The sequence below is a fragment of the Streptomyces sp. NPDC039736 genome (assembly GCF_055596485.1).
Genome location: NZ_JBVIUQ010000002.1, coordinates 24,367 through 48,425 on the forward strand (window position 1 = coordinate 24,367; position 24,059 = coordinate 48,425).

At 71.7% G+C, this 24,059-nt stretch carries 20 protein-coding genes and 4 tRNA genes; 11 read left to right on the top strand and 13 right to left on the bottom strand.

Features of this window, described 5'->3' with window-relative positions:
- Positions 1-12 precede the first annotated feature (12 nt).
- The 5 genes from ACZ56L_RS05030 to ACZ56L_RS05050 form a co-directional block, all read right to left on the bottom strand.
- Positions 13-2,433: a DEAD/DEAH box helicase gene (locus ACZ56L_RS05030; RefSeq protein ID WP_471061767.1), complete on the bottom strand. Its 2,421-nt coding sequence runs from the start codon at positions 2,431-2,433 to the stop codon at positions 13-15.
- 194 nt (positions 2,434-2,627) lie between these two features.
- A complete protein-coding gene (locus ACZ56L_RS05035) occupies positions 2,628-3,230 on the bottom strand; it encodes a hypothetical protein (RefSeq protein ID WP_468692307.1) in 603 nt (200 codons plus the stop codon).
- A gap of 192 nt (positions 3,231-3,422) precedes the next feature.
- Complete coding sequence (gene crcB / locus ACZ56L_RS05040; protein ID WP_468692309.1) at positions 3,423-3,797, bottom strand: fluoride efflux transporter CrcB; 375 nt, start codon at positions 3,795-3,797, stop codon at positions 3,423-3,425.
- Positions 3,794-4,198, bottom strand: coding sequence for a FluC/FEX family fluoride channel (locus tag ACZ56L_RS05045; protein WP_471061772.1), 405 nt, complete (start codon positions 4,196-4,198; stop codon positions 3,794-3,796). The genes crcB and ACZ56L_RS05045 overlap by 4 nt, the downstream gene beginning before the upstream one ends.
- Positions 4,195-4,545: a metallopeptidase family protein gene (locus ACZ56L_RS05050; protein ID WP_345220564.1), complete on the bottom strand. Its 351-nt coding sequence runs from the start codon at positions 4,543-4,545 to the stop codon at positions 4,195-4,197. The genes ACZ56L_RS05045 and ACZ56L_RS05050 overlap by 4 nt, the downstream gene beginning before the upstream one ends.
- A 504-nt stretch (positions 4,546-5,049) precedes the next feature.
- Between ACZ56L_RS05050 and ACZ56L_RS05055 the strand changes: the two genes are divergently transcribed.
- From ACZ56L_RS05055 to ACZ56L_RS05080, 6 genes are all read left to right on the top strand, one after another.
- Complete coding sequence (locus ACZ56L_RS05055; RefSeq protein WP_471061776.1) at positions 5,050-6,522, top strand: metallophosphoesterase family protein; 1,473 nt, start codon at positions 5,050-5,052, stop codon at positions 6,520-6,522.
- Between the two features lie 81 nt (positions 6,523-6,603).
- Positions 6,604-6,676, top strand: a tRNA-Glu gene (locus tag ACZ56L_RS05060).
- Positions 6,677-6,714: 38 nt separating this feature from the next.
- Positions 6,715-6,789: transfer RNA gene (locus ACZ56L_RS05065), tRNA-Asp, on the top strand.
- A gap of 20 nt (positions 6,790-6,809) precedes the next feature.
- Positions 6,810-6,883, top strand: a tRNA-Phe gene (locus tag ACZ56L_RS05070).
- Between the two features lie 255 nt (positions 6,884-7,138).
- Positions 7,139-8,350 (top strand): MFS transporter, encoded by a 1,212-nt coding sequence (locus ACZ56L_RS05075; RefSeq protein WP_471061779.1) that lies wholly within the window; start codon positions 7,139-7,141, stop codon positions 8,348-8,350.
- A gap of 177 nt (positions 8,351-8,527) precedes the next feature.
- Positions 8,528-9,064 carry a TetR/AcrR family transcriptional regulator gene (locus ACZ56L_RS05080; RefSeq protein WP_471062799.1) on the top strand — a complete coding sequence of 179 codons (537 nt, stop codon included), beginning with the start codon at positions 8,528-8,530 and terminating at the stop codon, positions 9,062-9,064.
- A gap of 148 nt (positions 9,065-9,212) precedes the next feature.
- Here the strand turns inward: ACZ56L_RS05080 and ACZ56L_RS05085 are convergent, their stop codons facing one another.
- The 3 genes from ACZ56L_RS05085 to ACZ56L_RS05095 all read right to left on the bottom strand — a co-directional run bounded on the left by ACZ56L_RS05085 (position 9,213) and on the right by ACZ56L_RS05095 (position 11,314).
- Positions 9,213-10,037, bottom strand: coding sequence for a cytochrome c biogenesis CcdA family protein (locus tag ACZ56L_RS05085; RefSeq protein ID WP_471061782.1), 825 nt, complete (start codon positions 10,035-10,037; stop codon positions 9,213-9,215).
- Positions 10,034-10,879, bottom strand: coding sequence for a DsbA family protein (locus tag ACZ56L_RS05090; RefSeq protein WP_468692375.1), 846 nt, complete (start codon positions 10,877-10,879; stop codon positions 10,034-10,036). The genes ACZ56L_RS05085 and ACZ56L_RS05090 overlap by 4 nt, the downstream gene beginning before the upstream one ends.
- Before the next feature lie 75 nt (positions 10,880-10,954).
- Entirely contained in the window at positions 10,955-11,314 is a 360-nt protein-coding gene (locus ACZ56L_RS05095; RefSeq protein ID WP_468692319.1) for a hypothetical protein, read from the bottom strand.
- A 274-nt stretch (positions 11,315-11,588) separates the two neighbouring features.
- Between ACZ56L_RS05095 and hrpA the strand changes: the two genes are divergently transcribed.
- From hrpA to ACZ56L_RS05110, 3 genes are all read left to right on the top strand, one after another.
- Positions 11,589-15,512, top strand: coding sequence for an ATP-dependent RNA helicase HrpA (gene hrpA / locus ACZ56L_RS05100; protein WP_345220577.1), 3,924 nt, complete (start codon positions 11,589-11,591; stop codon positions 15,510-15,512).
- A gap of 100 nt (positions 15,513-15,612) precedes the next feature.
- A tRNA-Asp gene (locus tag ACZ56L_RS05105) sits at positions 15,613-15,687 on the top strand.
- Between the two features lie 117 nt (positions 15,688-15,804).
- Positions 15,805-16,038 carry a DUF6274 family protein gene (locus tag ACZ56L_RS05110; protein ID WP_471061787.1) on the top strand — a complete coding sequence of 78 codons (234 nt, stop codon included), beginning with the start codon at positions 15,805-15,807 and terminating at the stop codon, positions 16,036-16,038.
- 603 nt (positions 16,039-16,641) lie between these two features.
- Here ACZ56L_RS05110 and bldC read toward each other — a convergent pair.
- Together bldC and ACZ56L_RS05120 are read right to left on the bottom strand one after the other, a co-directional pair.
- The gene (bldC, locus tag ACZ56L_RS05115) at positions 16,642-16,848 is read right to left on the bottom strand and encodes a developmental transcriptional regulator BldC (protein WP_003949541.1); all 207 of its coding nucleotides are present in this window, start codon (positions 16,846-16,848) and stop codon (positions 16,642-16,644) included.
- A gap of 622 nt (positions 16,849-17,470) precedes the next feature.
- A complete protein-coding gene (locus ACZ56L_RS05120; RefSeq protein WP_468692323.1) occupies positions 17,471-18,322 on the bottom strand; it encodes a DUF8083 family protein in 852 nt (283 codons plus the stop codon).
- Positions 18,323-18,518: 196 nt separating this feature from the next.
- On the opposite strand from ACZ56L_RS05120, the gene ACZ56L_RS05125 reads away from it, so the two are divergent.
- Together ACZ56L_RS05125 and ACZ56L_RS05130 are read left to right on the top strand one after the other, a co-directional pair.
- A complete protein-coding gene (locus tag ACZ56L_RS05125) occupies positions 18,519-19,604 on the top strand; it encodes a Leu/Phe/Val dehydrogenase (RefSeq protein ID WP_345220583.1) in 1,086 nt (361 codons plus the stop codon).
- 275 nt (positions 19,605-19,879) lie between these two features.
- On the top strand, positions 19,880-20,128 hold the full coding sequence (locus tag ACZ56L_RS05130) for a DUF3073 domain-containing protein (RefSeq protein WP_345220585.1): 249 nt from the start codon (positions 19,880-19,882) through the stop codon (positions 20,126-20,128).
- A gap of 195 nt (positions 20,129-20,323) precedes the next feature.
- Here ACZ56L_RS05130 and purM read toward each other — a convergent pair whose 3' ends face one another.
- The 3 genes from purM to ACZ56L_RS05145 all read right to left on the bottom strand — a co-directional run bounded on the left by purM (position 20,324) and on the right by ACZ56L_RS05145 (position 23,958).
- Positions 20,324-21,400 carry a phosphoribosylformylglycinamidine cyclo-ligase gene (gene purM / locus ACZ56L_RS05135; RefSeq protein ID WP_345220587.1) on the bottom strand — a complete coding sequence of 359 codons (1,077 nt, stop codon included), beginning with the start codon at positions 21,398-21,400 and terminating at the stop codon, positions 20,324-20,326.
- A gap of 48 nt (positions 21,401-21,448) precedes the next feature.
- Positions 21,449-22,975 (bottom strand): amidophosphoribosyltransferase, encoded by a 1,527-nt coding sequence (gene purF, locus ACZ56L_RS05140; RefSeq protein WP_345220590.1) that lies wholly within the window; start codon positions 22,973-22,975, stop codon positions 21,449-21,451.
- Positions 22,976-23,094: 119 nt separating this feature from the next.
- Positions 23,095-23,958 (bottom strand): META domain-containing protein, encoded by an 864-nt coding sequence (locus ACZ56L_RS05145; RefSeq protein ID WP_468692330.1) that lies wholly within the window; start codon positions 23,956-23,958, stop codon positions 23,095-23,097.
- Positions 23,959-24,059: the final 101 nt, after the last annotated feature.

The following is a 24,059-nucleotide window of genomic DNA, read 5'->3' on the forward strand; positions in this document are numbered from 1 at the left end:
GTTCAGGCCGACTCAGCCGTTGCGCTTCCAGCGCGGCTTGTCGTCGCGGCGGCCGAAGGAACCGGTGCCGGTGCCGGTGCCGGAACCACCGCGGTGGTCGTCACGACGGCCGTACGGGCGGTCGCCGCCGCCGAAGGAACGGCCGCCCGAGGGGCGCTCGTCCCGACGGTCGCGGTTGAACGGGCGGTCGCTGCCACCGGCGCGGAAGCCGCCGGCGGCGGGACGGTCGCCGCGGTCGTCGCGACGGAAGCCCCCGGACGGACGGTCGTTGTCCCGGCGGAAGCCGCCACCGGCCGGACGCTCGTCACGGCGGTCGTTGCCGCGGTAGCCGGTGGCCGCCGGGCGGTCGCTGCCGCTGCGCTCGCCGCCGCGGAAACCACCGGACGCACGGTCGTCACGACGCTCGAAGGAACGGCCGCCACGGTCGTCACGACGGTCGTTGCCGCGGAAGCCGCCGCCGGTGGGACGGTCGCCGCGGTCGTCGCGACGGAAACCGCCGGACGGACGGTCGTTGTCCCGGCGGAAGCCGCCACCGGCCGGACGCTCGTCCCGGCGGAAGCCGCCGCGGTCGCCGCCCCGGTCGTCACGGCGGTCGCCGCCACGGAACCCGCCGCGGTCGCCGCCGCGGTCGTTGTTGCCCCGGTAGCCGCCGCGGTCGTTGTCACGGCGCTCGAAGTTGCCGCGGTCGTCGCGGCGCTGACGCTGCTCCTCCGCCGCCTTCGCGGCGGCGGCGGCCTCGGCCTGGGCCTCTTCCAGGGCCTCGGCCTCGGCGGCGGCAGCGGCCTCGGCCACCGCGGTCTCCGGGTCCTCGCCCCGCTCACGGGCGGCACGGGCGACCAGTCGGTCGGCCTCCTCGCGCAGCTCGGTCGCCCGGCGCTGGACGCGCTCCAGCTCCTTGGCGAGCTCCTTGGCCTCGCGCTCGGCCTGCTTGGCCGAGTTGGTCGCGGAGTCGGCCTGGACCTCGGTCAGCGAGCGGGCGCCGGTGATCTCGGCGACCTCCGGGTCGAACGCGCCCGAGCCGCCGACGATGTGGCGCGAGGCGTCGACGCCCGCGTCCTCCATCAGCCGGAAGATCTGGCGGCGCTGGTGCGGCAGCGACAGCGAGACGACGACGCCGGACTTGCCCGCGCGGGCCGTACGGCCGGAGCGGTGCAGGTAGTCCTTGTGGTCACCGGCCGGGTCCACGTTCAGGACCAGGTCGATGCCGTCGACGTGGATGCCGCGCGCGGCGACGTCGGTGGCGACGAGCGCGTTGACGTAACCCTTCTTGAAGTCCTCAAGAACACGCGTACGGGCACCCTGGGTCATGCCGCCGTGCAGGGCGTCGGCCTTGACGCCCGAGTCCTGGAGCTGCTCGGCGATGCGGTCCGCGCCGAGCTGGGTGCGGACGAAGATGATCGTGCGGCCCTTGCGGGCGGCGATCGCGGCCGTGACCGGCGCCTTGTCCTTCGGCTTCACGACGAGGACGTGGTGGGTCATGGTCGAGACGTTGCCCTGCGCGCTGTCGACCTCGTGCGTGACGGGGTTGGACAGGTAGCGCTTGACCAGCGTGCCGATCTCGTTCTCCATGGTGGCGGAGAAGAGCATCCGCTGGCCGCCGCCGGGGATCTGGTCGAGCAGCTCGGTGACCTCGGGCAGGAAGCCCAGGTCCGACATCTGGTCGGCCTCGTCGAGAACGGCGATCTGCACGTTCTCCAGCGAGCAGGCGCCGCGGTTGATGATGTCGCGCAGCCGGCCCGGGGTGGCGACGAGGACGTCGACGCCGCGCTCCAGGGCGTAGATCTGGTTGCCCATGGACGTGCCGCCGCAGACGACCTTCATCTTCAGGCCGAGCACGTCGCCGTACGGCTGGAGGGCGTCCGCGACCTGCATCGCGAGCTCACGCGTCGGGGTCAGGATGATCGCGCGGGGCTTCTTCTTCTCGGTGGTGCCGCCGGCCAGCGAGGCCAGGGTCGGCAGGCCGAAGGAGAGGGTCTTGCCGGAACCGGTGCGGCCGCGGCCCAGGATGTCCTTGCCGGCCAGGGCGTCCGGGATGGTCGCGGCCTGGATCGGGAAGGGCGCGGTGACGCCGTTCTGGGCGAGCTTGCGGACGATGCCCTCGGGCAGGCCCAGGTCGGCGAAGGTGACGCCGGGCTCGGCGTCGACGCCGTCAGCGTCGGCCTCGGCGTCGGTGTCGGCCTCGGCGGCGGGGGCCTCGTCGGCGACCGGCTCGGAAGCGGTCTCGGCGACGGCCTCGGCCTCGGCGGTCTCGGTGGCGGCCGCCACGACCTCGGTGGCGTCCACGACGGGGGCTTCCGTCGCGGAGGCTTCCGTCACGGGGACCTCCATGGCGGGGGCTTCCGTGGCGGGGGAGACCGACTCGACAGCCTCGGTGACGGCGTCAACGCGCTCGTCAACGGGCATGGCGGTGCGGTCAGAACTGGAAACAGACATGCGGATGCGAAACCTCTCGGAGTCTCGGCACGCGCCCAAACTCCGTGAATCGCAAGTGAAACCGCCTCGATGCGGTCAGTCACGGCAAGGGAGAGTACGCGCCACACGGCGCTCTTCTGTGTCGGCGCCGGGCAATGGGATCAAACGATCTATAACCATACGCACCCTCCCCCACACCTGGCAAATCGGCTCCGCTACACCGCCGCGACCTGCGGTTTCACCACCGGCCCCGAGCGCACCTGCCGGAACTTCACCGGTGCCGGGGAGTCCACTGCGCGGTTCTGCGCGGCGGGCGTCTCGGAGGGCGGCGTGGGCTGCGGCTCGGGCTCGCTCGGCGTCGGGGTCGGCTCGGGGGGCCCGGTGGGCGTGGGCTGGGGCCGCGGCGGCTCCTCGGTGTGCCGGGAAGGGGTCGGCTTCGCCTTCCCCGGGGGCGGCGTGGCGCGGCCGTCTCCGGCCCCCGGGGACGGCGTGGCGCCCGGCGAGGCCCCGCCCGCGCCGGGGCGGGTGGCCTCGGGGCCGGGCGAGGCGCTGGGATTCGGGGAGGCGCCGCCCCGGGGGTCCGCGCCCTTGCCGTCCTCGCCGCCTTCGCCGCCCGGGACGGGGCCGCCGTCCCGGCGCCCCTGGCCCTCGCCGTCCACCGCGGCGCCGCCGTCGTCCGGCCCGGCCTGCTCCTGCTGGGCGGCGGGGCGCACGGGAAGCGGTTTCCCCTGGTCGTCGCTGACGCTCATGCAGCCGGCGGAGGCGGCCACCGCGAGCACCGCGGCGGCGAGTCGGACAGGGGCGGGCAACTGGCGCACGGGCGCACCTCCGGGACGACGGCGCACGGGGGTGCCGGCGCACGGGTCTGCGACACTTCCCTGCGACACTCCCGGAGCCGTAACGGCGAGTTGGGGTCTGCCCCTCTCAACTCCCGGGGCCCCGCCGGGGACACGCGCGGGCACGCGACCACCACCGCGCCGTCACACCCGTACCACCGCACGTCCGCGGCATCAGCCGCCCAGGGCCCGCCCGAGCACCGCTCCCGCCGTCACCGCGCCCAGCGCGACCAGCACGGACACCGCCACGTTCGCCGCCGCGAACAGCCGCCGGCCGGTCTCGGCCAGCCGCAGCGTCTCCCAGCTGAACGTCGAGTACGTCGTGAGGGCCCCGCACAGCCCGGTCCCGACCAGCAGGTGCACGGCCCCGGACGCCGCCCCGACCGCGACCGCCCCCGTCACCAGGCCGAGCAGCAGGCTCCCGGCGGCGTTCACCACGAGCGTCCCGGCGGGGAAGCCGGCGCCGTACCGCGCGCGCACCGCACGGTCCGTCAGATACCGCAGGGGCGCGCCGACCGCGCCGCCCACGAGGACGAGCAGCCAGTTCACGCCGTACGTCCGCGCCGCACCCGGCGGGTCAGGGCGGCGGCCGCCGCCACCGCGCCGAGCGCCCCGGCGAGCGTCCCGAGCGCGTAGACGGCGGCCGTGAGCAGCTCGCCGTGCTCCAGCAGCCCGCCCAGGTCCATGGCGTACGTCGAGAACGAGGTGAAGCCCCCGAGGACGCCCACCCCGAGGAACGGCCGCACCAGCGGCGGCAGGCCGCCCTCCTCCGCCCGCGCCATGAGGACGCCGATCAGCCCGGAGCCGAGCACGTTGATCCCGAACACGGCCCACGGGAAGCCCGCGGCGGGCACGGGCCAGACCAGCAGCACCGCGTAGCGCGCACCCGCGCCGAGGGCGCCGCCGAGGGAGACGGCGGCGAGGACGGCACGGGCGGAGGGCTCGCTCACCCGTAGCCCAGGGCGTGCAGCCGCTCGTCGTCGATGCCGAAGTGGTGGGCGATCTCATGGACCACGGTGATCTCCGTCTCGGCCACCACGTCCTCGCGGTCCTCGCACATGCGCAGCGTGGGGCCCCGGTAGATGGTGATCCGGTCGGGGAGCACGCCCGCGTACCACTCGCCGCGGTCGGTGAGCGGGGTCCCCTCGTAGAGGCCGAGCAGGTCGGGGTCGTCGGGGGCGGGTTCGTCCTCGACGAAGACCGCGACGTTGTCCATCAACCGCGTCAGTTCGGGCGGTATCCGGTCCAGGGCCTCGGCGACCAGTTCTTCGAACTCCTCACGCGTCATCTCCAGCACACCCCCATTCTGCGGCCTCCCCCCTCCCCCGCATCCCCCTGCGCCTCCACCCCCTTGGGCGACGCACCCCCGCCCCCGCTCCCTTGGGCGCCGCAGCCGCCCTGCCCCCGTCCCTTCGGGCGGCGGGGCCGCCCTTCCCGCTTCTCCACCCCAGCCCCCTTGGGCGACGGGGCCGCCCCAAAGGGGCGGAACGGGCGGGCAAGGGGGCGGCCCCTCCCGCTCCCGGCCCGCCCGGGCGCCGCCCCCTGCGTGAGCGCCTGCGCCGGACGCGCGAACCCGCCAAGGCCGAGAACTCAGCCCCAGCACCGGGCCAGGCAGCCCCCTCCCGCTCAGGCAGAGAGGCCCCGGACCCGCCCCTTCCCCTAAAGCGCTCGCCGCGCGGCTGCCTCCGGTTCACTGCGGGAGCGTCGTGGCTGGTCGCGCAGTTCCCCGCGCCCCTGGGAGGGGCGCATCGCCGCGCCCCGGGGCGGCATAGCCCCGTGCAGGGGCGGGCATACGCCCCCAATGGCCCGCGCCGACCTCGCACCCCTCCCGCACCCCTGGGCCCGCCCCCTCGGCCTGCTCCTCGTCGTGCTGCTGGGCGCCTGGCTCGGCCTGCTCGCCGCGGGGGACGTACGCACCCCCGTCGGCCCCGTCGACACCACCATGACCCTGCGCCCCTCCCTCACCGGCGGCACCAAGATCAACGTCTCGCCCCTGGGCGCCCTGGAGCTGGACTCCCACACCGCCCCCGTCCGCCTCGACGTCGACATCGACCAGCTCGACCCGGAGCGCTCCGCCGCCCTGGTCAACCACCCCGAACGGATCTCCGGCCTCCAGGAGGAGATCACCAGGGACGTCGAGTCCGGCACCCTGGCCCTCGCCCTGCGTTCCGGCTGCGCCGTCCTCGCCGGCGCCACCGCCCTCGGCCTCGCCGTCTACCGCAGCCCCCGCCGCGCCCTGGCGGCCGGCGGACTCGCGCTGGCGCTCCTCACCGCGTCCGGCGGAGCCGCGTACGCCACCTGGAACCCGAAGTCCGTGCTGGAGCCGAAGTTCTCGGGGCTGCTCTCCTCCGCGCCCTCGGTCGTCGGTGACGCCCGCAGCATCGTCACCGAGTTCGACGTGTACCAGCAGGAGCTGGCCCGCCTGGTCACCAACGTCACCAAGCTGTACGACGCCGCCTCCACCCTCCCCGCCTACCAGCCGTCCCCCTCCACGTACCGCGTCCTGCACGTCTCGGACATCCACCTCAACCCGGCGTCCTGGCGCATCATCGGCTCGCTCGTCGAGCAGTACGACATCGACGCGATCATCGACTCGGGCGACACCATGGACCACGGCAGCAGTGCCGAGAACGTCTTCCTGGACCCGATCCCCGACCTCGGCGCGCCGTACATCTGGGTGCGCGGCAACCACGACTCGGCGGCCACCCAGGCGTACCTGTCACGCCTCAAGAACGTGCACGTCCTCGACAACGGCAGTGCCGTCACCGTCGCCGGCGGCCTGCGCGTGGCGGGCACGGGCGATCCCCAGTTCACCCCGGACCGCTCCGTCGCCGCCCAGGGCGACCCCGCCGAGCGCCTCGCGGGCGCCCGGCTCGCCGCCTCCCTGCGCGGCCAGAAGGCCGCCGGCACCCCGGCCGACATCGCCGTCGCCCACAACCCGGTCGCCGCGGCGCAGACCGACGGCGAGGTCCCGCTGGCCCTGGCCGGCCACACCCACTCCCGGAAGACGGAGATCCTGCCCCGGGGCACCCGCTTGATGGTCGAGGGCTCCACGGGCGGCGGCGGCCTGCGCGCCGTGGAGGGCGAGGGCGAGCCCGAGAAGATCCGTGCCTCCCTGCTCTACCTGGACCGCGACACGCGCCGCCTCCAGGCCTGGGACGAGATCACCCTGGGCGGCCTGGGCCTGACGACCGCCGAGGTCAGCCGCCACCTCCCGGAAACCAACCGCCCCGGGGCGACCCCCGCTCCGACCCCCTCCGTCCCCTCCCGCTAAACCGTTTTGGCGATACCCCCCGGCATCCCATATGCTTCTGACGTCCCCGACGCGCTGCGAAGCGCAAAGGCGGGCCAATTAGCCCTCATCGTCTAGTGGCCCAGGACGCCGCCCTTTCAAGGCGGTAGCACGGGTTCGAATCCCGTTGGGGGCACGCCACACCTGTGCGAGACTCGTGCTCGCACATTGCTTGGTCCTGTGGAGCAGTTTGGAGTGCTCGCCACCCTGTCAAGGTGGAGGCCGCGGGTTCAAATCCCGTCAGGACCGCTTGCGATTTCGGTCGCAGTGGCTGGGTAGCTCAGTTGGTACGAGCGATCGCCTGAAAAGCGATAGGTCGCCGGTTCGATCCCGGCCCCAGCCACCTCCTTGAAAGCCCCCGACGGGATCCCGTCGGGGGCTTTCGCATGCCCGGTGTCCCCGTGCCGCGCACCCTCCGCACCCGATGCCGCGCTCTCCGCGCCGCTCGTCCGGCAGTCGGCATTGAAGAGACGCAACGGGTGGTCTAGGTTTTTGACTAGACGCAACGGATGGTCTCGTCTAGAGCGGTTCCCGAGTTCCTCCGCCCTGCCCTCCCGTGGTCTCCGCACAGCCCGAACAGCCAAGAAAGGCGACTTCCGTGGGCAATCCATCAGTCAGCGCCCCCTCGGGCACGCGCGTCCGGGGAAGCGGCCCGGCGGTGTTCAGCGTCGCGTTCGCCTTCTGGATCGTGATGGCGGGCACGACGGCGCCGACCCCGCTCTACCCGCTCTACGGCGAATCCTTCGGCTTCTCCCCCTTCACGGTCACCGTCGTCTTCGCGGTCTACGCCCTGGGGGTCGTCCTGGGCCTGCTGGTCTTCGGGCGGCTCTCCGACCAGATCGGCCGCCGCCCGGTGCTGCTGGCCGCGACGCTCCTGTCGGCCGTCGCGGCCGTGGTGTTCCTGCTGGCCGAGAACGTCACGGTCATGCTCGTGGCCCGGGTCGTCTCGGGGTTCTCCGCCGCCCTCGTGACAGGGGCGGCCACCGCCTCGCTCACCGAACGTCTCGGGCCCGACGGCCGCGTGAAGCCGGCGACCCTCGCCCTGTTCGCCAACATGGGCGGCCTCGCCTGCGGCACCCTGCTCGCCGGGATCCTTGCCGACGTCGCCCCCTCCCCGCTGCGTACGCCGTGGGCCGTGATGCTCGTTCTCGCGGTCGTCGGAATCGCCGGGGTGGCCCTCCAGGGCGAGAGCTCCCGGCACCGGTCCGGCTTCAGCCTCCAGTTCCAGCCGCTGCACGTCCCGGCCGAGATCCGCTCCGACTTCCTGCGCTCGGCCATGGCGGCCGGCTCCGGGTTCGCGGTGCTCGGCGTGCTGACCGCCGTGACGGGCCTGTTCCTCGGCACCGTGCTGGAGGTGAGGAGCCACACGATGACCGGCTTCGTCGTCTTCCTCGCCTTCGCCTGCACCGCACTCGGGCAGCTTCTCGTCAAGCGGCTCCGCCCCGCGGCCGCCCTGCCCGCCGCGTGCGCAGGCCTGATCGTCGCCGCCGGGCTCATCGCCACCGCCATGACCGCCGAGGCCCTGGCTCCGCTGATCGCGGGCGCCGCCGTGAACGGTCTGGCGACCGGCGTGGCCATCGGGCACGGCATCGGCGGCATCACCACCCGCAGCGCCCCGCAGCATCGGGGGGCGTCCGTCTCGACCTTCTTCGCGATCCTCTACACGATGCTGGCGGTCCCGGCCGTCGGCGTCGGTGTTCTGATCCGTCAGACCAGCCTGCGCCCGGCGGGCGTGACCTTCAGCGCCGCCGTCGCCGCGCTGTCGCTCTGCGTCCTGCTCAGTCTGCTCCGTACGAAGAAGACCAGCTGAGCGGCGGCCCCGGCACGGCCCCGGCGTGCCGGGACCGCCGTGTCAGAATCGGTGCCCGGAAGAAGTGGAGCGTGAGCAGCCATCGGTACTACGCACAAGTCCGACGAGAAGTGCGGACCGAAGCCCGTCGTCAGCCGGACCGGGCCGCACCGCAGCGAGAGCGTCCGGCTCGCCGTCCTGCACGCCGCCGACGACCTCTTGGTGGAACGCGGTTTCGCGGGACTGACGATCGAGGGCATCGCCCAGCGGGCGGGGGTCGCCAAGCAGACCGTCTACCGCTGGTGGAAGTCGAAGGTCGACATCCTTCTGGACACCCTCGTCGACGACGCCCGCGAGGCCCTGGCGTGGGAAGGGGGCGGGACCGAGGAGGACCTCCGGGCCCACCTGCGCCGGGTGGCCGGCTTCTTCCAGGAGCCCCCCGGCCAGGTGCTTCGAGCCCTTCTGGGGCAGGCCCAGTTGGACAAGGACACCGCGGCCGCCCTGCGCGAGGGGTTCCTGCGCGAACAGCGGCAGCGGGACGTGGAGGGTCTGCGCGCGCTGATCGCCCGGGGCGGACTCCCCGTTCAGGACGACCGGAGAATCGGCCATCTCGTGGACGTGCTGCTCGGCCCGCTCTACTACCGCGCCCTGGTGTCCGGGGAACCGATGGACGAGGAACTGGTGGACAGCACCGCCCGGCTCGTGCTGACGCTCGCGCGGGACACCCGGAGCTGACGGCCCGGCATCTCGTCCTGACAGCGGGCCCGCTCCTCCGCCCAGCCTTCATAGCCGGGACGGCCGCCTCCAGTCCGGCGGCTTCCTCGTACGCCTCCCCCTGGCGTACGAGGAAGCCGCCGCGTGCTTTTCCCATGTCCCTCCGCCGCTACGAGGGCCCCTTGCGCCGACTGCGCACCCCCAGACCCACCCCCATCGCCCCCACCACGCCCGCCAGCAGCGCCCAGTCCGGGACCGCGGCGCCCAGGCGGGAGGCCCACTGCTCGACGGCGAAGGAGTCGTCGACGTCGAGCAGGCCGGGCAGGGCCGTGGCGCCGTCGAAGGCGAGGAAGAGGACGCCCAGGGCGACGAAGAACAGCCCGGAGAGGAGGGAGGTGGTGTGCAGTTCGAAGCGGCCCAGGGCGAGGGTCCGGCCGCGCAGCCACCTCCGCCGCCCCAGCTCGAAGCGCTCCCAGAGCAGGGCGAGGACGAAGAGGGGCACGGCCATGCCCAGGGCGTAGACCGCGAGCAGCAGCCCGCCGTAGACCGGGCTGCCGCCGACGGCCGCGACGGTGAGGACGCTGCCGAGGATCGGCCCGGCGCAGAAGCCCGCGAGGCCGTAGACCGCGCCCAGGGCGTACACGGACAGGGCCGTGGTCGGGCGGATGCGGCCGGACAGCTCCGCCATCCTCTTCGACGCGAACCCCATGCCCAGGATCTGTGCGACCCCGAGCGCGATGATCAGCCACCCGGCGGCGGTGATCAGCAGCCCCCGGTTGCCGTAGAAGAACCGCCCGGCGAAGGAGCCCGCCGCGCCCAGCGGGACCAGGGTGGTGGCCAGGCCCAGGTAGAAGAGGCCGGTGCGGGCCAGCAGCCGGGACGTCGAGTCGATCGAGTACGCGAAGAACGCGGGCAGCAGCAGGGCGCTGCACGGGCTGACCAGGGCGAGGAGACCGCCGAGGAAGGCGGCGAAGTAACCGATGTCGGGAGTCACCGCGAGCCCTCCGCGCCCTTCTCGGCCGCGCCCTCCTCCGCGGTCCCCTTCCCGCCCGCCGGCTTCTTGGCGGCGGCCTTCTTGGCCGACTCGACGGCCTGCACGAAGACCTGGTCGGGCTGCGCGCCGGAGATCGGGCGGCCGTTGATCAGGAAGGACGGGGTGGCGGTGGCCCGCAGCGCGTACGCCTCCTCCTTGTCCTTCCGTACGGACGTCTTCGCCGCCTCGCTCCCGGTGTCGGCGGCGAACCTGTCGAGGTCCTGCACCCCGGCCTGCCGCGCGAGCGCCTTGAGCTGCTCCTCGCCGAAGCCCTTCTGCTTGGCGTCCTTGGCGTAGGCGGCGGCGTGGAACTGCCAGAAGCGGCCCTGCTGCCCGGCGGCCCAGGCGGCGCGGGCGGCGGCGTCGGACTCGTCGCTGAGGATCGGGTAGTTGCGCCACTCGATGCGCAGGGTGCCGTCCTCGACGTACTTCTTCACCAGTTCCGGCTCGGTGTCGCGGGCGAACTTGCCGCAGAAGCCGCACTTGAAGTCGGCGTACTCGACCATGACGACGGGCGCGTCGGCCTTCCCCTGGGCGAGGGGGTCGCCCTCGATGCGGCGGGCCAGCTTCTCCAGCTCGGGGAAGACACCGGTCTCGGGAGCCGCCTCGGCCCCGTCGCCCGGGGAGGCGGTGACCTCCAGGACCGAACCGGGCGTGTCGCGGTCGTCGGGCTTGGTCGCGGAGTAGGAGGCGAGGCCGAGGAGCACCGCGGCGGCGACGACGCCGGAGCCGATGAGGACGCCGCGGGTCCTGCTGCTGTTCTTCCTGCCGCCGTTGTTCTTGGTGCTGCTGGTCTTGTTCATGGACATGGCTGTGCTGTTCTCCTGACGGGGCTGTCTGAGGGGCGGAAACGGGCAGGGGTGTGCCCGGTGTCCGCCCTAGACGCGCAGCAGGACGCCGAGGTCCACGGGGGTCGGCGGGGCCGCCCGGGGCGGGGCGCGGCCGGGTGCCGGGGCCGCCAGGAGCCGGTCGACGGCGGCGGCGGCCTGCGCGCCCGGGGCTTCGAAGAGGGCGGGCATCAGCTCGTACGAGAGGAAGCTGCGCGGCGGCGAGGAGGGCTGCCCGGTGCCGTGCCCGGAGACCGGCTTGCACCCGGGCGCGTCGTCCCGGACCTCGAAGGCCGCCGGCGCCGCCCGGCCCTCCGCCCCCGGCGCCGCGCCGGCCGGACCGCACAGCAGCAGCCCGACCGCCAGCACCAGGACGGCGATCAGCCGGCTCAGGGGGGCGACGGACAACACGGGGGCCTCTCGGGGGCGGGTACGAGCGAGCTCTGCCGGGACGTCACAGCGCCCACCCCCCGAGGGTACGCGCCGGCGTCCGCCCCCCGGGCGCACCCGGCCGCGCCCCCGGACGCGAGGACCGGGGAGGGCTGGGAGAGGACCAGAGAGGACCGGAGGGGGCCGGAGAGGACCGGAGGGGGCCGGAGAGGACCGGAGCCGCGGAGGACCCGCATCGTCCCCCACCGAAATGGGTTCGCCATGAACAGACCGGGAGTGAGATCCTGGACCAGGTATGTCTACTTCCCTCGCCGACCTCCAGGCCACCCTCGCCCAGAGCTCGCTCCGTGACGCACACCGCCTCGGCCGCCGTCTCGAAGGCGCCCGTCGTATCCGCAAGCCGGAGGCCCGGCAGGCCGTCCTGGACGAGATCGCCGCCGAGGCGGAGAAGTCCGCCGCCAAAGTGGCCGCCCGCGCCGCGCGGGTGCCCCCGGTCACGTATCCCGAGACCCTCCCCGTCAGCCAGAAGAAGCAGGACATCGCCGACGCGATACGCGACCACCAGGTCGTGATCGTCGCGGGCGAGACCGGCTCCGGCAAGACGACGCAGATCCCCAAGATCTGCATGGAGCTGGGCCGGGGCGTCCGGGGCATGATCGGGCACACCCAGCCCCGCCGCATCGCCGCCCGCACGGTCGCCGAACGCATCGCGGACGAGCTGAAGACCCCCCTCGGCGAGGCCGTCGGCTGGAAGGTCCGCTTCACCGACCAGGTGAACCAGGAGTCGACCTTCGTCAAGCTCATGACGGACGGCATCCTGCTCGCCGAGATCCAGACCGACCGCGAACTGCGCGCGTACGACACGATCATCATCGACGAGGCCCACGAGCGGAGCCTCAACATCGACTTCCTGCTCGGCTACCTCGCCCAGCTCCTCCCCCGGCGCCCCGACCTCAAGGTCGTCATCACCTCCGCGACGATCGACCCGGAGCGCTTCTCCCGCCACTTCGGCGACGCGCCGATCGTCGAGGTCAGCGGACGCACGTATCCCGTCGAGGTCCGCTACCGCCCTCTCCTGGAGGAGGAGGGCGACGACTCCGACCGCGACCAGATCACCGCCATCGCGGAAGCCGTCGAGGAGCTCCAGGCCGAGGGGCCCGGCGACATCCTGGTCTTCCTCTCCGGGGAGCGGGAGATCCGCGACACCGCCGACGCCCTGAACAAACGCAAACTGCGCCTCACCGAGGTGCTCCCGCTGTACGCCCGGCTCTCCCACGCCGAGCAGAACCGCGTCTTCCAGCGCCATACCGGCCGCCGCGTCGTCCTCGCCACGAACGTCGCCGAGACCTCCCTCACCGTCCCGGGCATCAAGTACGTCATCGATCCCGGCACCGCCCGCATCTCCCGGTACAGCCACCGGACCAAGGTGCAGCGGCTCCCGATCGAGCGGATCTCCCAGGCCAGCGCCAACCAGCGCAAGGGCCGCTGCGGCCGTACGTCCGACGGCATCTGCATCCGCCTGTACTCCGAGGACGACTTCCTCACCCGCCCGGAGTTCACGGACGCCGAGATCCTCCGTACGAACCTGGCCTCCGTCATCCTCCAGATGACCGCCGCCGGGCTCGGCGAGATCGAGAAGTTCCCCTTCATCGACCCGCCGGACCACCGCAACATCCGCGACGGCGTCCAGCTCCTCCAGGAGCTCGGGGCCCTCGACCCGAACGAGAAGGACCCCAAGAAGCGGCTCACCCAGCAGGGCCGCAAGCTCTCCCAGCTGCCCGTCGACCCCCGCCTGGCCCGCATGGTCCTGGAGGCCGACAAGAACGGCTGCGTGCGCGAGGTGATGGTGATCGCCTCCGCGCTCTCCATCCAGGACCCGCGCGAGCGGCCCGTCGAGAAGCAGCAGCAGGCCGACCAGAACCACGCCCGGTTCAAGGACGAGACCTCCGACTTCCTCTCGTACCTCAACCTCTGGCGCTACGTCCGCGAGCAGCAGAAGGAGCGCGGCTCGTCCAGCTTCCGCCGGATGTGCAAGCAGGAGTACCTCAACTTCCTGCGCATCCGGGAGTGGCAGGACATCTACGCCCAGCTCCGCTCGGTCGCCAAGCAGATGGGCATCCACCTCAACGAGGAGGACGCGCCGGAAACCTCCGTCCACACCTCACTGCTCGCGGGCCTGCTCTCCCACATCGGCCTCAAGGACACCGACAAGAACGAGTACCTGGGGGCCAGGAACGCCAAGTTCGCGATCTTCCCCGGGTCCGCGCTCTTCAAGAAGCAGCCCCGCTTCGTCATGTCCGCCGAGCTGGTCGAGACCTCCCGCCTGTGGGCGCGGGTGAACGCCAGGGTCGAGCCCGAGTGGATCGAGCCGCTCGCCCAGCACCTGCTGAAGCGCACGTACAGCGAGCCGCACTGGGAGAAGGACCAGGCGGCCGTCATGGCGTACGAGCGGGTGACGCTGTACGGCGTCCCGATCGTCGCCCAGCGCAAGGTGAACTACGGGCGCATCGACGCCGAGGTCTCCCGCGACCTCTTCATCCGCAACGCGCTGGTCGAGGGCGACTGGCGCACGCACCACAAGTTCTTCGCCGACAACCGCAGACTCCTCACCGAGGTCGAGGAGCTGGAGCACCGGGCCCGCCGCCGCGACATCCTGGTGGACGACGAGACGCTGTTCGACTTCTACGACCAGCGCATCCCCGAGCACGTCGTCTCCGGCGCGCACTTCGACTCGTGGTGGAAGCACAAGAAGCGCGAGGAGCCCGAACTCCTCGACTTCGAGCGCGAGATGCTCATCAACGAGAAGGCCGCGGGCGTCACCAAGGACGACTATCCGGACCACTGGCGGCAGGGCGCGCTGAAGTTCAGGGTCACCTACCAATTCGAGCCCGGCGCGGATGCGGACGGCGTGACCGTCCACATCCCGCTCCAGGTGCTCAACCAGGTCACCGACGAGGGCTTCGACTGGCAGATCCCGGGACTGCGGGAAGAGGTCGTGACCGAGCTGATCCGCTCCCTCCCCAAGCCGGTCCGCCGGCACTACGTGCCCGCGCCGAACTACGCGCAGAAGTTCCTGGACCGCGCGGTCCCGTTGCAGGAGCCGATCCACTTCACGCTGGCCCGCGAGCTCCAGAAGATGGTCGGGGTGCCGGTCTCCGCGGCCGACTTCGACCTCTCCCGCATCCCGGACCACCTGCGCGTCACGTTCCGCATCGTCGACGAGCGCCGCAAGAAGCTCGCCGAGGACAAGGACCTGGAGGCCCTGCGGCTGAAGCTCCGCCCCAAGGCCCGGCAGGCCCTCTCCAAGGCGGCGGCGGCCACCGCCGAGCGCTCGGGCGGCGGGACCATCGAGCGCACCGGCCTCACCGACTGGACCATCGGCACGCTCACCAGGGTCTTCGAGACCAAGCGGGCCGGGCAGCCGGTGAAGGCGTACCCGGCGCTGGTCGACAAGGGCGCCTCGGTCTCCGTGCAGCTCTTTGACTCCGAGGCCGAGCAGCGGCAGGCGATGTGGGCCGGCACCCGCCGCCTGATCCTGCTCAACATCCCGGTGAACCCGGCGAAGTTCGCCTCCGACAAGCTCACCAACCAGCAGAAGCTGGCCCTGTCCAGCAACCCGCACGGCTCCGTCCAGGCGCTCTTCGACGACTGCGCCATGGCCGCCGCGGACAAGCTGATCGCCGACCACGGCGGCCCGGCCTGGGACGAGGAGTCCTTCCGGAAGCTGTACGACAGGGTCCGCGCCGACCTCGTGGACGCGACGGTACGGACCGTGGGCCAGGTCCAGCAGGTGCTGGCCGCATGGCAGGCCTGCGAGCGCCGCCTGAAGTCGACCAGCAGCCCCGTGCTGCTGGCCAACCTCGCCGACGTGCGCAGGCAGCTGGACGCCCTGATGCCCGCGGGCTTCGTCACGAAGACCGGCCTGAAGCGGCTGCCGCACCTGATGCGCTACCTGGTGGCCGCCGACCGGCGCCTCCAGCAGATGCCGACCGGCGCCCAGCGCGACACCGCGCGCATGGAGAAGGTCCACGAGATGCAGGACGAGTACGCCTGGCTCCTGGAGCAGCTCCCGCAGGGGCGGCCGGTGCCGCCGGAGGTGCGGGAGATCCCGTGGATGATCGAGGAGCTGCGGGTCAGCTACTTCGCGCACGCCCTGGGCACCGCCTATCCGGTCTCCGACAAGCGGATCGTGAAGGCGATCGACGCGGCGGCCCCGTAGCGGGCCGCCCGGTCCGAGCGGGTTCGACTGCACCCTCTGACCTGCTGTACAGTCTGACTCGCAGCAACACGCAGACACCTGCGGAGCGGCTGCGGAGCAAGGTCCTGTGGAGCAGTTTGGAGTGCTCGCCACCCTGTCAAGGTGGAGGCCGCGGGTTCAAATCCCGTCAGGACCGCAGTGATGGAAGCCCCGATCCTTTTGGATCGGGGCTTCCGCGCGTCTTGACGGCGGCACCTGCCACCGGTACCCCGGAGACCAAGGGATTTCGGTCCCCGGTCGGGCGGAGGTGCGCATGGCGGCATCCACGGAGAAGCACGAGACACGGGCCCTGCTGCGCGCCCACCTGGCGGCGGCCCAGAACTACCGGCACCGCACCGGGAGGTGCCCGGTCTGCCTGCGCCTGCTGCGGCTGGCCATGGCCGAGCAGCACGTCGAGGAGTACGAGTACGGAGCGGGGCACGGAGCCGGGTGTCCGGCCGAGGACGAGGACGGAACGGCTCAGGACGAAAGTCCCCCTGTTCCATGACCATCGCCCCGGGATCGGACCCGCCGCCGGTGGCAGGCTCCATCGTGAGGGGCGTCCCGTCGTGTGACGGGCGTCACGGAAACAGTTTGTGGGACGGGGTGCGCTTATCCCCGCCCTACAAGTCGTCAATTTAATATGTGCAATTGCACCCTCTTCGGCAGGCCCGCTCCGGCCTCCCCGGACCTCCCCGCGGATTACCTCCCGAGCCCTCCCCGGGTCACGGCCGCAGGCGGCACCCCGGCCCCCGGAGCGCGGCTCACAGCCACCCGGAGGCCCGAGGCGCGCACAGGGGCCGCCCACGGCCCTCCAGGGGCCGGCCGGGGCCGGGCGGGGTCCGGTGCGCCCCGGGCGCAAAAAAATCGCGCCGGACTCGGCGGAGTCCGGCGCGATCATCGGCAGCCACCCGTTGGGGCGGGCGCGTGCCGAGAGGTACTCGGGGTGGTGCAAGGGCGGGCCAACGGCCCGAGTTGGGGGACTCGGGTCCGAATTGCCCTGATATTGCGGGGTGTTGCCCTGTCATGCCGTTACTGCGGGTAAAGCGGTGACGCGAATGCTGTGACTCAATAAAGCGTGTGAAGCGGTAGTGCCAGGTAATGCGATGCCTCAGGCCTCGCTGCGCTGCTGCGGGATACCCGCGAGCAGTGCGCGGACCTCGGCCTCGCGGTAACGCCTGTGCCCACCCAGCGTGCGGATGGACGTGAGCTTCCCTGCCTTTGCCCAGCGGGTCACCGTCTTCGGGTCCACGCGGAACATCGTGGCGACCTCAGCCGGGGTCAGCAGCGGCTCGGCGTCAGGGGTGCGAGCGGTCATGAGCGGCCTCCTCGGGAGAACCGAACCTTCACGGTTCTTTCCTCTAAATTCTGCACCTTGACCCGCGTTGCCCGAAATGGCGGACGCGGGCCGAGTCGGTTATAGGACGAACGGCTTGTCCTCGGCACTACAACTACACCATCCGTCCAGCCGTGTGGGCCAAACCGACGGAATTGCCCTCTGAGGTGTTCATCCGCGACGGAAGCCGATGGACCATGCCATAGCGGACAGTTACGTCACAGTGACGATCAGTCACAGAGCGATCGGGAGTCGTCAGACCCCCCATAGCGAGCAATACCGAGCATTCCGCCCTTAGTTGGACGGAAGGAGCCCTCTCCGGACTCCTTGTCCTATTTTGACACGAGGGCGGGGGATGGGCGCAAGGGGCAGATAAGTGTGGTCCGTCACGCTTGACACAAAAGCCCGGATCAGGACGTAGGTCCCGACCCACCTGTCCATCCGTCCTCACATGTCACACGCACCACATCACGGTGTGGTTCAGATAAAGCTCAGGTTTTGCTCAAATCGTGTGCAGTATTCAGCATTCAGCCATCCGGAACGACCGAAAGTCGCCCCCCGCACCATGGAAACGGGACTCCGCCCTCCGGAAGGGGAGCGGGCCTCAGTTGGCGAACTGCCGGTGCCTGACCGCCCGCCACCGCTCCGCCAGCCGCTCGTACGCCGCCGCCGCGCCCTCCGCGTCACCGGCCCGCAGCGCCCCTATGCCCTCGGCGACGTCCGCCGCCGACCGGTCCCCGGCGAGCTGCGTCTCGTCGAGCACGTGGGTGAGGCCCCCGTAATCCAGTTCGACGAGGGAACGCGGGTGGAACTCCTCCAGCCACCGCCCCACGTCCACCAGACCCGTTACCAGCGGACCCTCCCGCCCCTCGCCCTCCTGCTGCCGCAGCGTCCGCAGGCCCCGGGCCACCCGCCGCCTGGCCTGCACCATCGGCGTCCGGTAGCGCAGCCGCGCCGCCTGCTCGCCGTCCGCCCCGGCGAACTCCCGCTCCTCGTCCCCGAAGAGCACGAACCACCGCACCGGCACCTGCCACACCGAGGTCCTGATCCACGGCCGCGCGTCCGGGTTCCGCTCCCGCCAGCGCGCGTAGTCCGCGCTCGCCTGCCGCCGTACGAGAGGGGGCAGCACGGCGTCCAGGAGGGCCGGCGGGTAGTGCTCGGGCAGTTCCTCCAGCGCCTGCCAGCCGCGCAGCCGGGTCCGCCACGGGCAGACCACCACGACCCCGTCGGCCTCGGCCACGTACGCGTCGCCGCTCTCGTGCACCGGCACCGCGACCGGCGGGGTGGGCAGCAGGTCGGCCAGGGCCGCGCGCAGCTCGTCCTGCCCGGTGGGCAGGACGGGGCGACGCGCGTAGCGGGCCCAGTGGGTGCGCTCGGGTTCGGGGAAGGCCGCCAGCGGTTCGTACACCCGCAGGGACGACACGTACGGGACGATCACCGATGACGCCAGGGGCACGCGTCTGCTCCTCACCTACGGCCGCCGTGACGGCTCGACTGCGGACCGGAAGCAAATCGTCCCACGGGGGTAGTCGGAAAGGGGGTGATCTCGGGCACCGGCCCTCGGCAACGGGCCCTCAGGCCCTACGCTCATGCCCACCGGCCCTCTCCACCCGCAAGAGGGCTTCACCGCCTCGTACTTGGGAGTCACCACCGTGACCGCATCTTCCGACGGCGTCCTGCACACCCTGTTCCGCTCGGAGCAGGGAGGCCACGAACACGTCGTGCTCTGCCAGGACCGCGCCTCCGGCCTCAAGGCCGTCATCGCCCTGCACAACACGGACCTCGGTCCCGGCCTGGGCGGCACCCGCTTCTACCCGTACGAGAGCGAGGCGGCGGCCGTCGCGGACGCCCTCAACCTCTCGCGCGGGATGAGTTACAAGAACGCCCTGGCCGGGCTCGACCACGGCGGCGGCAAGGCCGTGATCATCGGCGACCCGGAGCAGATCAAGACGGAGGAACTGCTGCTGGCGTACGGCCGGTTCGTGGCCTCGCTGGGCGGGCGGTACGTGACGGCGTGCGACGTCGGCACGTACGTCGCCGACATGGACGTCGTCGCGCGCGAGTGCCGGTGGACCACCGGCCGCTCCCCCGAGAACGGCGGCGCGGGCGACTCGTCCGTGCTCACCGCCTTCGGCGTCTTCCAGGGCATGCGCGCCTCGGCCCAGCACCTGTGGGGCGACCCCACGCTGCGCGGCCGTACGGTCGGCGTCGCCGGCGTCGGCAAGGTGGGGCACTACCTGGTGGAGCACCTGCTGGAGGACGGGGCGCAGGTCGTGATCACCGACGTGCGCGAGGACTCGGTGCGCCGGATCACCGACCGGCACCCGCAGGTGCGGGTGGCCGCCGACACCGACGCGCTGATCCGGGTCGAGGGCCTGGACATCTACGCGCCCTGCGCGCTGGGCGGTGCGCTGGACGACGCGACGGTGCCGGTGCTCACCGCCTCCGTCGTCTGCGGCGCGGCCAACAACCAGCTCGCGCACCCGGGGGTGGAGAAGGACCTCCAGGACCGGGGCATTCTGTACGCGCCCGACTACGTGGTGAACGCGGGCGGGGTCATCCAGGTCGCCGATGAGCTGAACGGCTTCGACTTCGACCGGTGCAAGAAGAAGGCCGCGAAGATCTTCGACACCACACTGCAAATCTTCGCACGTGCGAAGGAAGAGGGTGTTCCGCCGGCCGCGGCGGCCGACCGGATCGCCGAGCAGCGGATGGCCGAGGCGCGCGCCCGGCGCTGACGGCGGGGCCCGGCCCGCCGTGGGGGAGACATGGCTCACCCCCCTCGGCGGGTCGGGCGTCAGGAAGGGGCTAAAATCGCGGTTGACCAGCGGGGACGGGGCTCCCCGCGGGCTGTGCTTCGAGGTGTCTCCTGCGGGCGGCGTACCGTATGGCCAAAGAAGCAGGTACCGTTGAAGTCCTGCGGACCGGTCTCTTCACGGAGAGCCCGTTCCCAACCATGAACGCGTGTCAAGACTCTGGGGCCGTCGAGCCCCGTCACCGAGGGGGTCGAGCCATGGGGCGCGGCCGGGCAAAGGCCAAGCAGACGAAGGTCGCCCGCCAGCTGAAGTACAGCAGCGGCGGGACTGACCTGTCGCGTCTGGCCAGTGAGCTGGGCGCTTCGACTTCGCAACAGCCGCCGAATGGCGAGCCGTTCGAGGACGATGACGAGGAAGACGACCCGTACGCACAGTACGCGTCGCAGTACAACGACGTGGACGACGACGATGAGTCGGGTCCTTCGTCGCGGCGCCGGGGCGCTTGACGCTTCGGTTCCGGTGCGGCCGGTTCGGTTTTGGCAGTTCTGGCGTTCGTACACCTCGAACATTTTCATAAGGTTTGAGCAGTTCCACCGGACCCGGTCCGGGACGAGAGTCCCGGGCCGGGTTCTGTGCGTCGTGTCGCCGTGCCGGTGGGGCACGGCGCCCGGCCAGGTGGGACACGGCCGGGCGACTGTGTCCTACTTCGCGTAGTCGCCGGTCAGCCCGGCGCCTTCGCGGTGGTCGCCGCGGGCCAGGATCTCTCCGGCCACCCAGGACTCGACGCCCCGGTCCGCCAGCGTGGCCAGCGCGACGTCGACCGACTCCTGCGGAACGACGGCGATCATGCCGACGCCCATGTTGAGGGTCTTCTCCAGCTCCAGGCGCTCGACCTTGCCCGCCCGGCCGACGACGTCGAAGACGGCGCCGGGGGTCCAGGTGGAGCGGTCGACCGTGGCGTGCAGGTGGTCGGGGACGACACGGGCCAGGTTGTTGGCCAGGCCGCCGCCGGTGATGTGGCTGAACGCGTGGACCTCGGCGGTGCGGGTGAGGGCCAGGCAGTCCAGCGAGTAGATCTTGGTCGGCACCAGGAGCTCCTCGCCGAGCGTGCGGCCGAACTCGGGCACCTCCCGGTCGAGGGCCCAGCCGGCGCGGTCGAAGACCACATGCCGTACGAGCGAGTACCCGTTGGAGTGAAGACCGGAGGAGGCCATCGCGATGACCGCGTCGCCCTCCCGGATCCGGTCCGCGCCCAGCAGCCGGTCGTACTCCACGACACCGGTGCCCGCGCCCGCCACGTCGAAGTCGTCCGGGCCCAGCAGGCCCGGGTGCTCCGCCGTCTCGCCGCCGACCAGGGCGCAGCCGGCCAGCACACAGCCCTCGGCGATGCCCTTGACGATGGCGGCGACGCGGTCCGGGTGCACCTTGCCGACGCAGATGTAGTCGGTCATGAACAGCGGCTCGGCGCCGCAGACGACGAGGTCGTCCACGACCATGCCGACGAGGTCGTGGCCGATGGTGTCGTACACGCCGAGCTGGCGGGCGATGTCGACCTTCGTGCCGACGCCGTCGGTGGCGGAGGCGAGGAGCGGACGCTCGTAGCGCTTGAGGGCGGAGGCGTCGAAGAGACCGGCGAACCCGCCGAGGCCGCCGAGGACCTCGGGGCGCTTCGTCTTCTTCACCCACTCCTTCATCAGCTCGACGGCGCGGTCGCCGGCTTCGATGTCGACGCCTGCGGCTGCGTAGCTGGCACCGGTGGTCTCAGTCTTCTCAGACATGGGGAGGTGAGAACTTTCGTGTCGTACAGCGAGGGTGTGGCGGGCCGGCTACGGGCGACGGAGCGCTTCGGCGGCGGCCGTGCCGGCCACTCCCGCCGCGAGCTCGGTCTCCAGGAGCTGCTTGCCGAGGAGCTCCGGGTCGGGGAGTTCCATGGGGTACTCGCCGTCGAAGCAGGCGCGGCAGAGGTTCGGCTTGTCGATCGTCGTCGACTCGATCATGCCGTCGATGGAGATGTACGCGAGCGAGTCGGCGCCCAGCGAGGTGCCGATCTCCTCGATGGTCATCCCGTTGGCGATCAGCTCGGCGCGGGTCGCGAAGTCGATGCCGAAGAAGCACGGCCACTTCACGGGCGGCGAGGAGATCCGGATGTGGATCTCCGCCGCGCCCGCCTCGCGGAGCATTTTCACCAGGGCACGCTGGGTGTTGCCGCGGACGATGGAGTCGTCCACCACGACCAGGCGCTTGCCCTTGATGACCTCGCGCAGCGGGTTGAGCTTCAGGCGGATGCCGAGCTGGCGGATGGTCTGCGAGGGCTGGATGAAGGTCCGGCCGACGTAGGCGTTCTTGACGAGTCCCGAGCCGTACGGAATTCCGCTGGCCTCGGCGTAACCGATCGCGGCGGGAGTGCCGGATTCGGGCGTAGCTATGACGAGATCGGCCTCGGCAGGGGCTTCCTTGGCCAGTTTGCGTCCCATCTCGACCCGGCTGAGATAGACGTTGCGGCCCGCGATGTCGGTGTCGGGGCGCGCGAGGTACACGTACTCGAAGACACAGCCCTTGGGCTTCGCTTCTGCGAATCGGGAGGTACGGAGACCGTTCTCGTCGATCGCCAGCATCTCGCCCGGCTCGACCTCGCGGACGTAGCTCGCTCCGCAGATGTCGAGGGCGGCGGACTCGGAGGCCACCACCCAGCCGCGCTCCAGGCGGCCCAGCACCAGCGGGCGGATGCCCTGCGGGTCGCGGGCCGCGTAGAGGGTCCCCTCGTCCATGAAGACGAGGGAGAAGGCGCCCATGACCTGGGGGAGCACCTTTGCGGCGGCCTCCTCGACGGTCAGCGGCTTGCCGTCGTCGTCGGTCTGGCCCGCGAGGAGGGCCGTGACCAGGTCGGTGTCGTTGGTGGCCGCCACCTGGGTGGCGCGGCCGTTCTCCTTGGGGAGACCGGCGACCAGTTCGGCGAGGTGCGCCGTGTTGACCAGGTTGCCGTTGTGGCCCAGCGCGATCGAGCCGTGCGCGGTGGCACGGAACGTCGGCTGCGCGTTCTCCCACACCGAGGCTCCGGTGGTGGAGTAGCGGGCGTGACCGACCGCGATATGGCCCTGGAGGGAGCCGAGAGAGGTTTCGTCGAAGACTTGCGAGACCAGTCCCATGTCCTTGAAGACCAGGATCTGCGACCCGTTGCTTACTGCGATTCCCGCGGACTCTTGTCCCCGGTGCTGCAGTGCATACAGTCCGAAATAGGTGAGCTTGGCGACCTCTTCGCCGGGAGCCCAGACACCGAAGACGCCGCAAGCGTCCTGGGGGCCTTTCTCACCGGGGAGCAGGTCGTGGTTGAGTCGTCCATCACCACGAGGCACGCAACCGAGTGTAGGCGAGACCGAGCACTGGTCCGAATTGGGGATGCGCGAGGGCCCTGACCCGGGACGAAACGGTCCTGCTGAGGCCCAGGTCAGGGCCGGGGCGAGGGGGGCGGGACCTAGCGGGCGGCGGTGGCCTCCAGACCTGCTCCGGCGGGGCCGGTGAGGGAGAGGGCGCGGCCGTCCACCGTGTAGGACACCGTGCCGGTCAGCACCTTCAGGATCTTCTTCTCGACCTCGCCGGCCGCCCCCTGGCACATCCTGCGGGTCGTCGCGACGCGTCCGAGGACGAGCTTGCCGCCGCTCTCCTTCGCCGTGCCGGTCAGGGAGTTGCAGCCGGTGCGGCCGCTCAGCGAACCGTCCTTGCCGAAGGTCAGGTGGGCCTTCCCGGCGAGGTCGGCCGGCACGGTGGACGCGGTGCTTCCGCCGTCACCGCCACCGCCGTCGCCGCCGCCACCGCCGTCGACGGTCTTGCGGTCGGAGAAGGAGGTGACGGTCCACCTGGTCCCGGCGAGCGGGGCCGCCGGCTCCTTCTTCGGGCGGGAGGTCAGGGCGAGGGTGTCGCCCGTGGCGGTGGTCAGCGTGAGCCGGTCGCCGTCCACGGCGGCCTTCAGCGGCTCCTTGAAGGCCTTGCGCATCGCCAGCTCGAAGTCCTGGACGTCACAGGCCATCTGGGTCGACAGCAGTTTGTCGAGGGTGACCGTGTCGCCCTTCACCGTGGCCCGTCCGGTGAAGGAGTTGCAGCCGTAGTTGCCCTTGACCGCGCCCTTGTCGTCGATCTGCACGAAGGTGTTCTCGGGCGCGGCGGCCTTCCGGCCGCCCGCCGTCGAGCTCTCGACCGTCCAGCGCACCCCGGTCAGCGCCAGGTCCGGCTGCACGGTGCCCTGCCCCGCCCCCTGCCCGGCGCTCTTCCTGTCGCCGCCCGGGGTGGTCTCCGTACCGCAGGCGGTCAGCGCGAGGAGGGCCGCGGCGGTGACGGGCACGCCCAGCGACTTCAGCCTCGTGAGCTTCGGCGTCGTGGGCTTCGGCGTACTGGGCTTCGGCGTCGTGAGCTTCGGCGTCTTCTGCATGCCGCTGTGACGGA

Excerpts from the sequence above, each read along its gene's own strand:
- ACZ56L_RS05030 (WP_471061767.1), bottom strand. The coding sequence starts at position 2,433 with ATGTCTGTTTCCAGTTCTGACCGCACCGCCATGCCCGTTGACGAGCGC.
- ACZ56L_RS05055 (WP_471061776.1), top strand. The coding sequence starts at position 5,050 with ATGGCCCGCGCCGACCTCGCACCCCTCCCGCACCCCTGGGCCCGCCCC.
- ACZ56L_RS05090 (WP_468692375.1), bottom strand. The coding sequence starts at position 10,879 with ATGAACAAGACCAGCAGCACCAAGAACAACGGCGGCAGGAAGAACAGC.
- hrpA (WP_345220577.1), top strand. The coding sequence starts at position 11,589 with ATGTCTACTTCCCTCGCCGACCTCCAGGCCACCCTCGCCCAGAGCTCG.
- ACZ56L_RS05110 (WP_471061787.1), top strand. The coding sequence starts at position 15,805 with ATGGCGGCATCCACGGAGAAGCACGAGACACGGGCCCTGCTGCGCGCC.
- bldC (WP_003949541.1), bottom strand. The coding sequence starts at position 16,848 with ATGACCGCTCGCACCCCTGACGCCGAGCCGCTGCTGACCCCGGCTGAG.
- ACZ56L_RS05130 (WP_345220585.1), top strand. The coding sequence starts at position 19,880 with ATGGGGCGCGGCCGGGCAAAGGCCAAGCAGACGAAGGTCGCCCGCCAG.
- purM (WP_345220587.1), bottom strand. The coding sequence starts at position 21,400 with ATGTCTGAGAAGACTGAGACCACCGGTGCCAGCTACGCAGCCGCAGGC.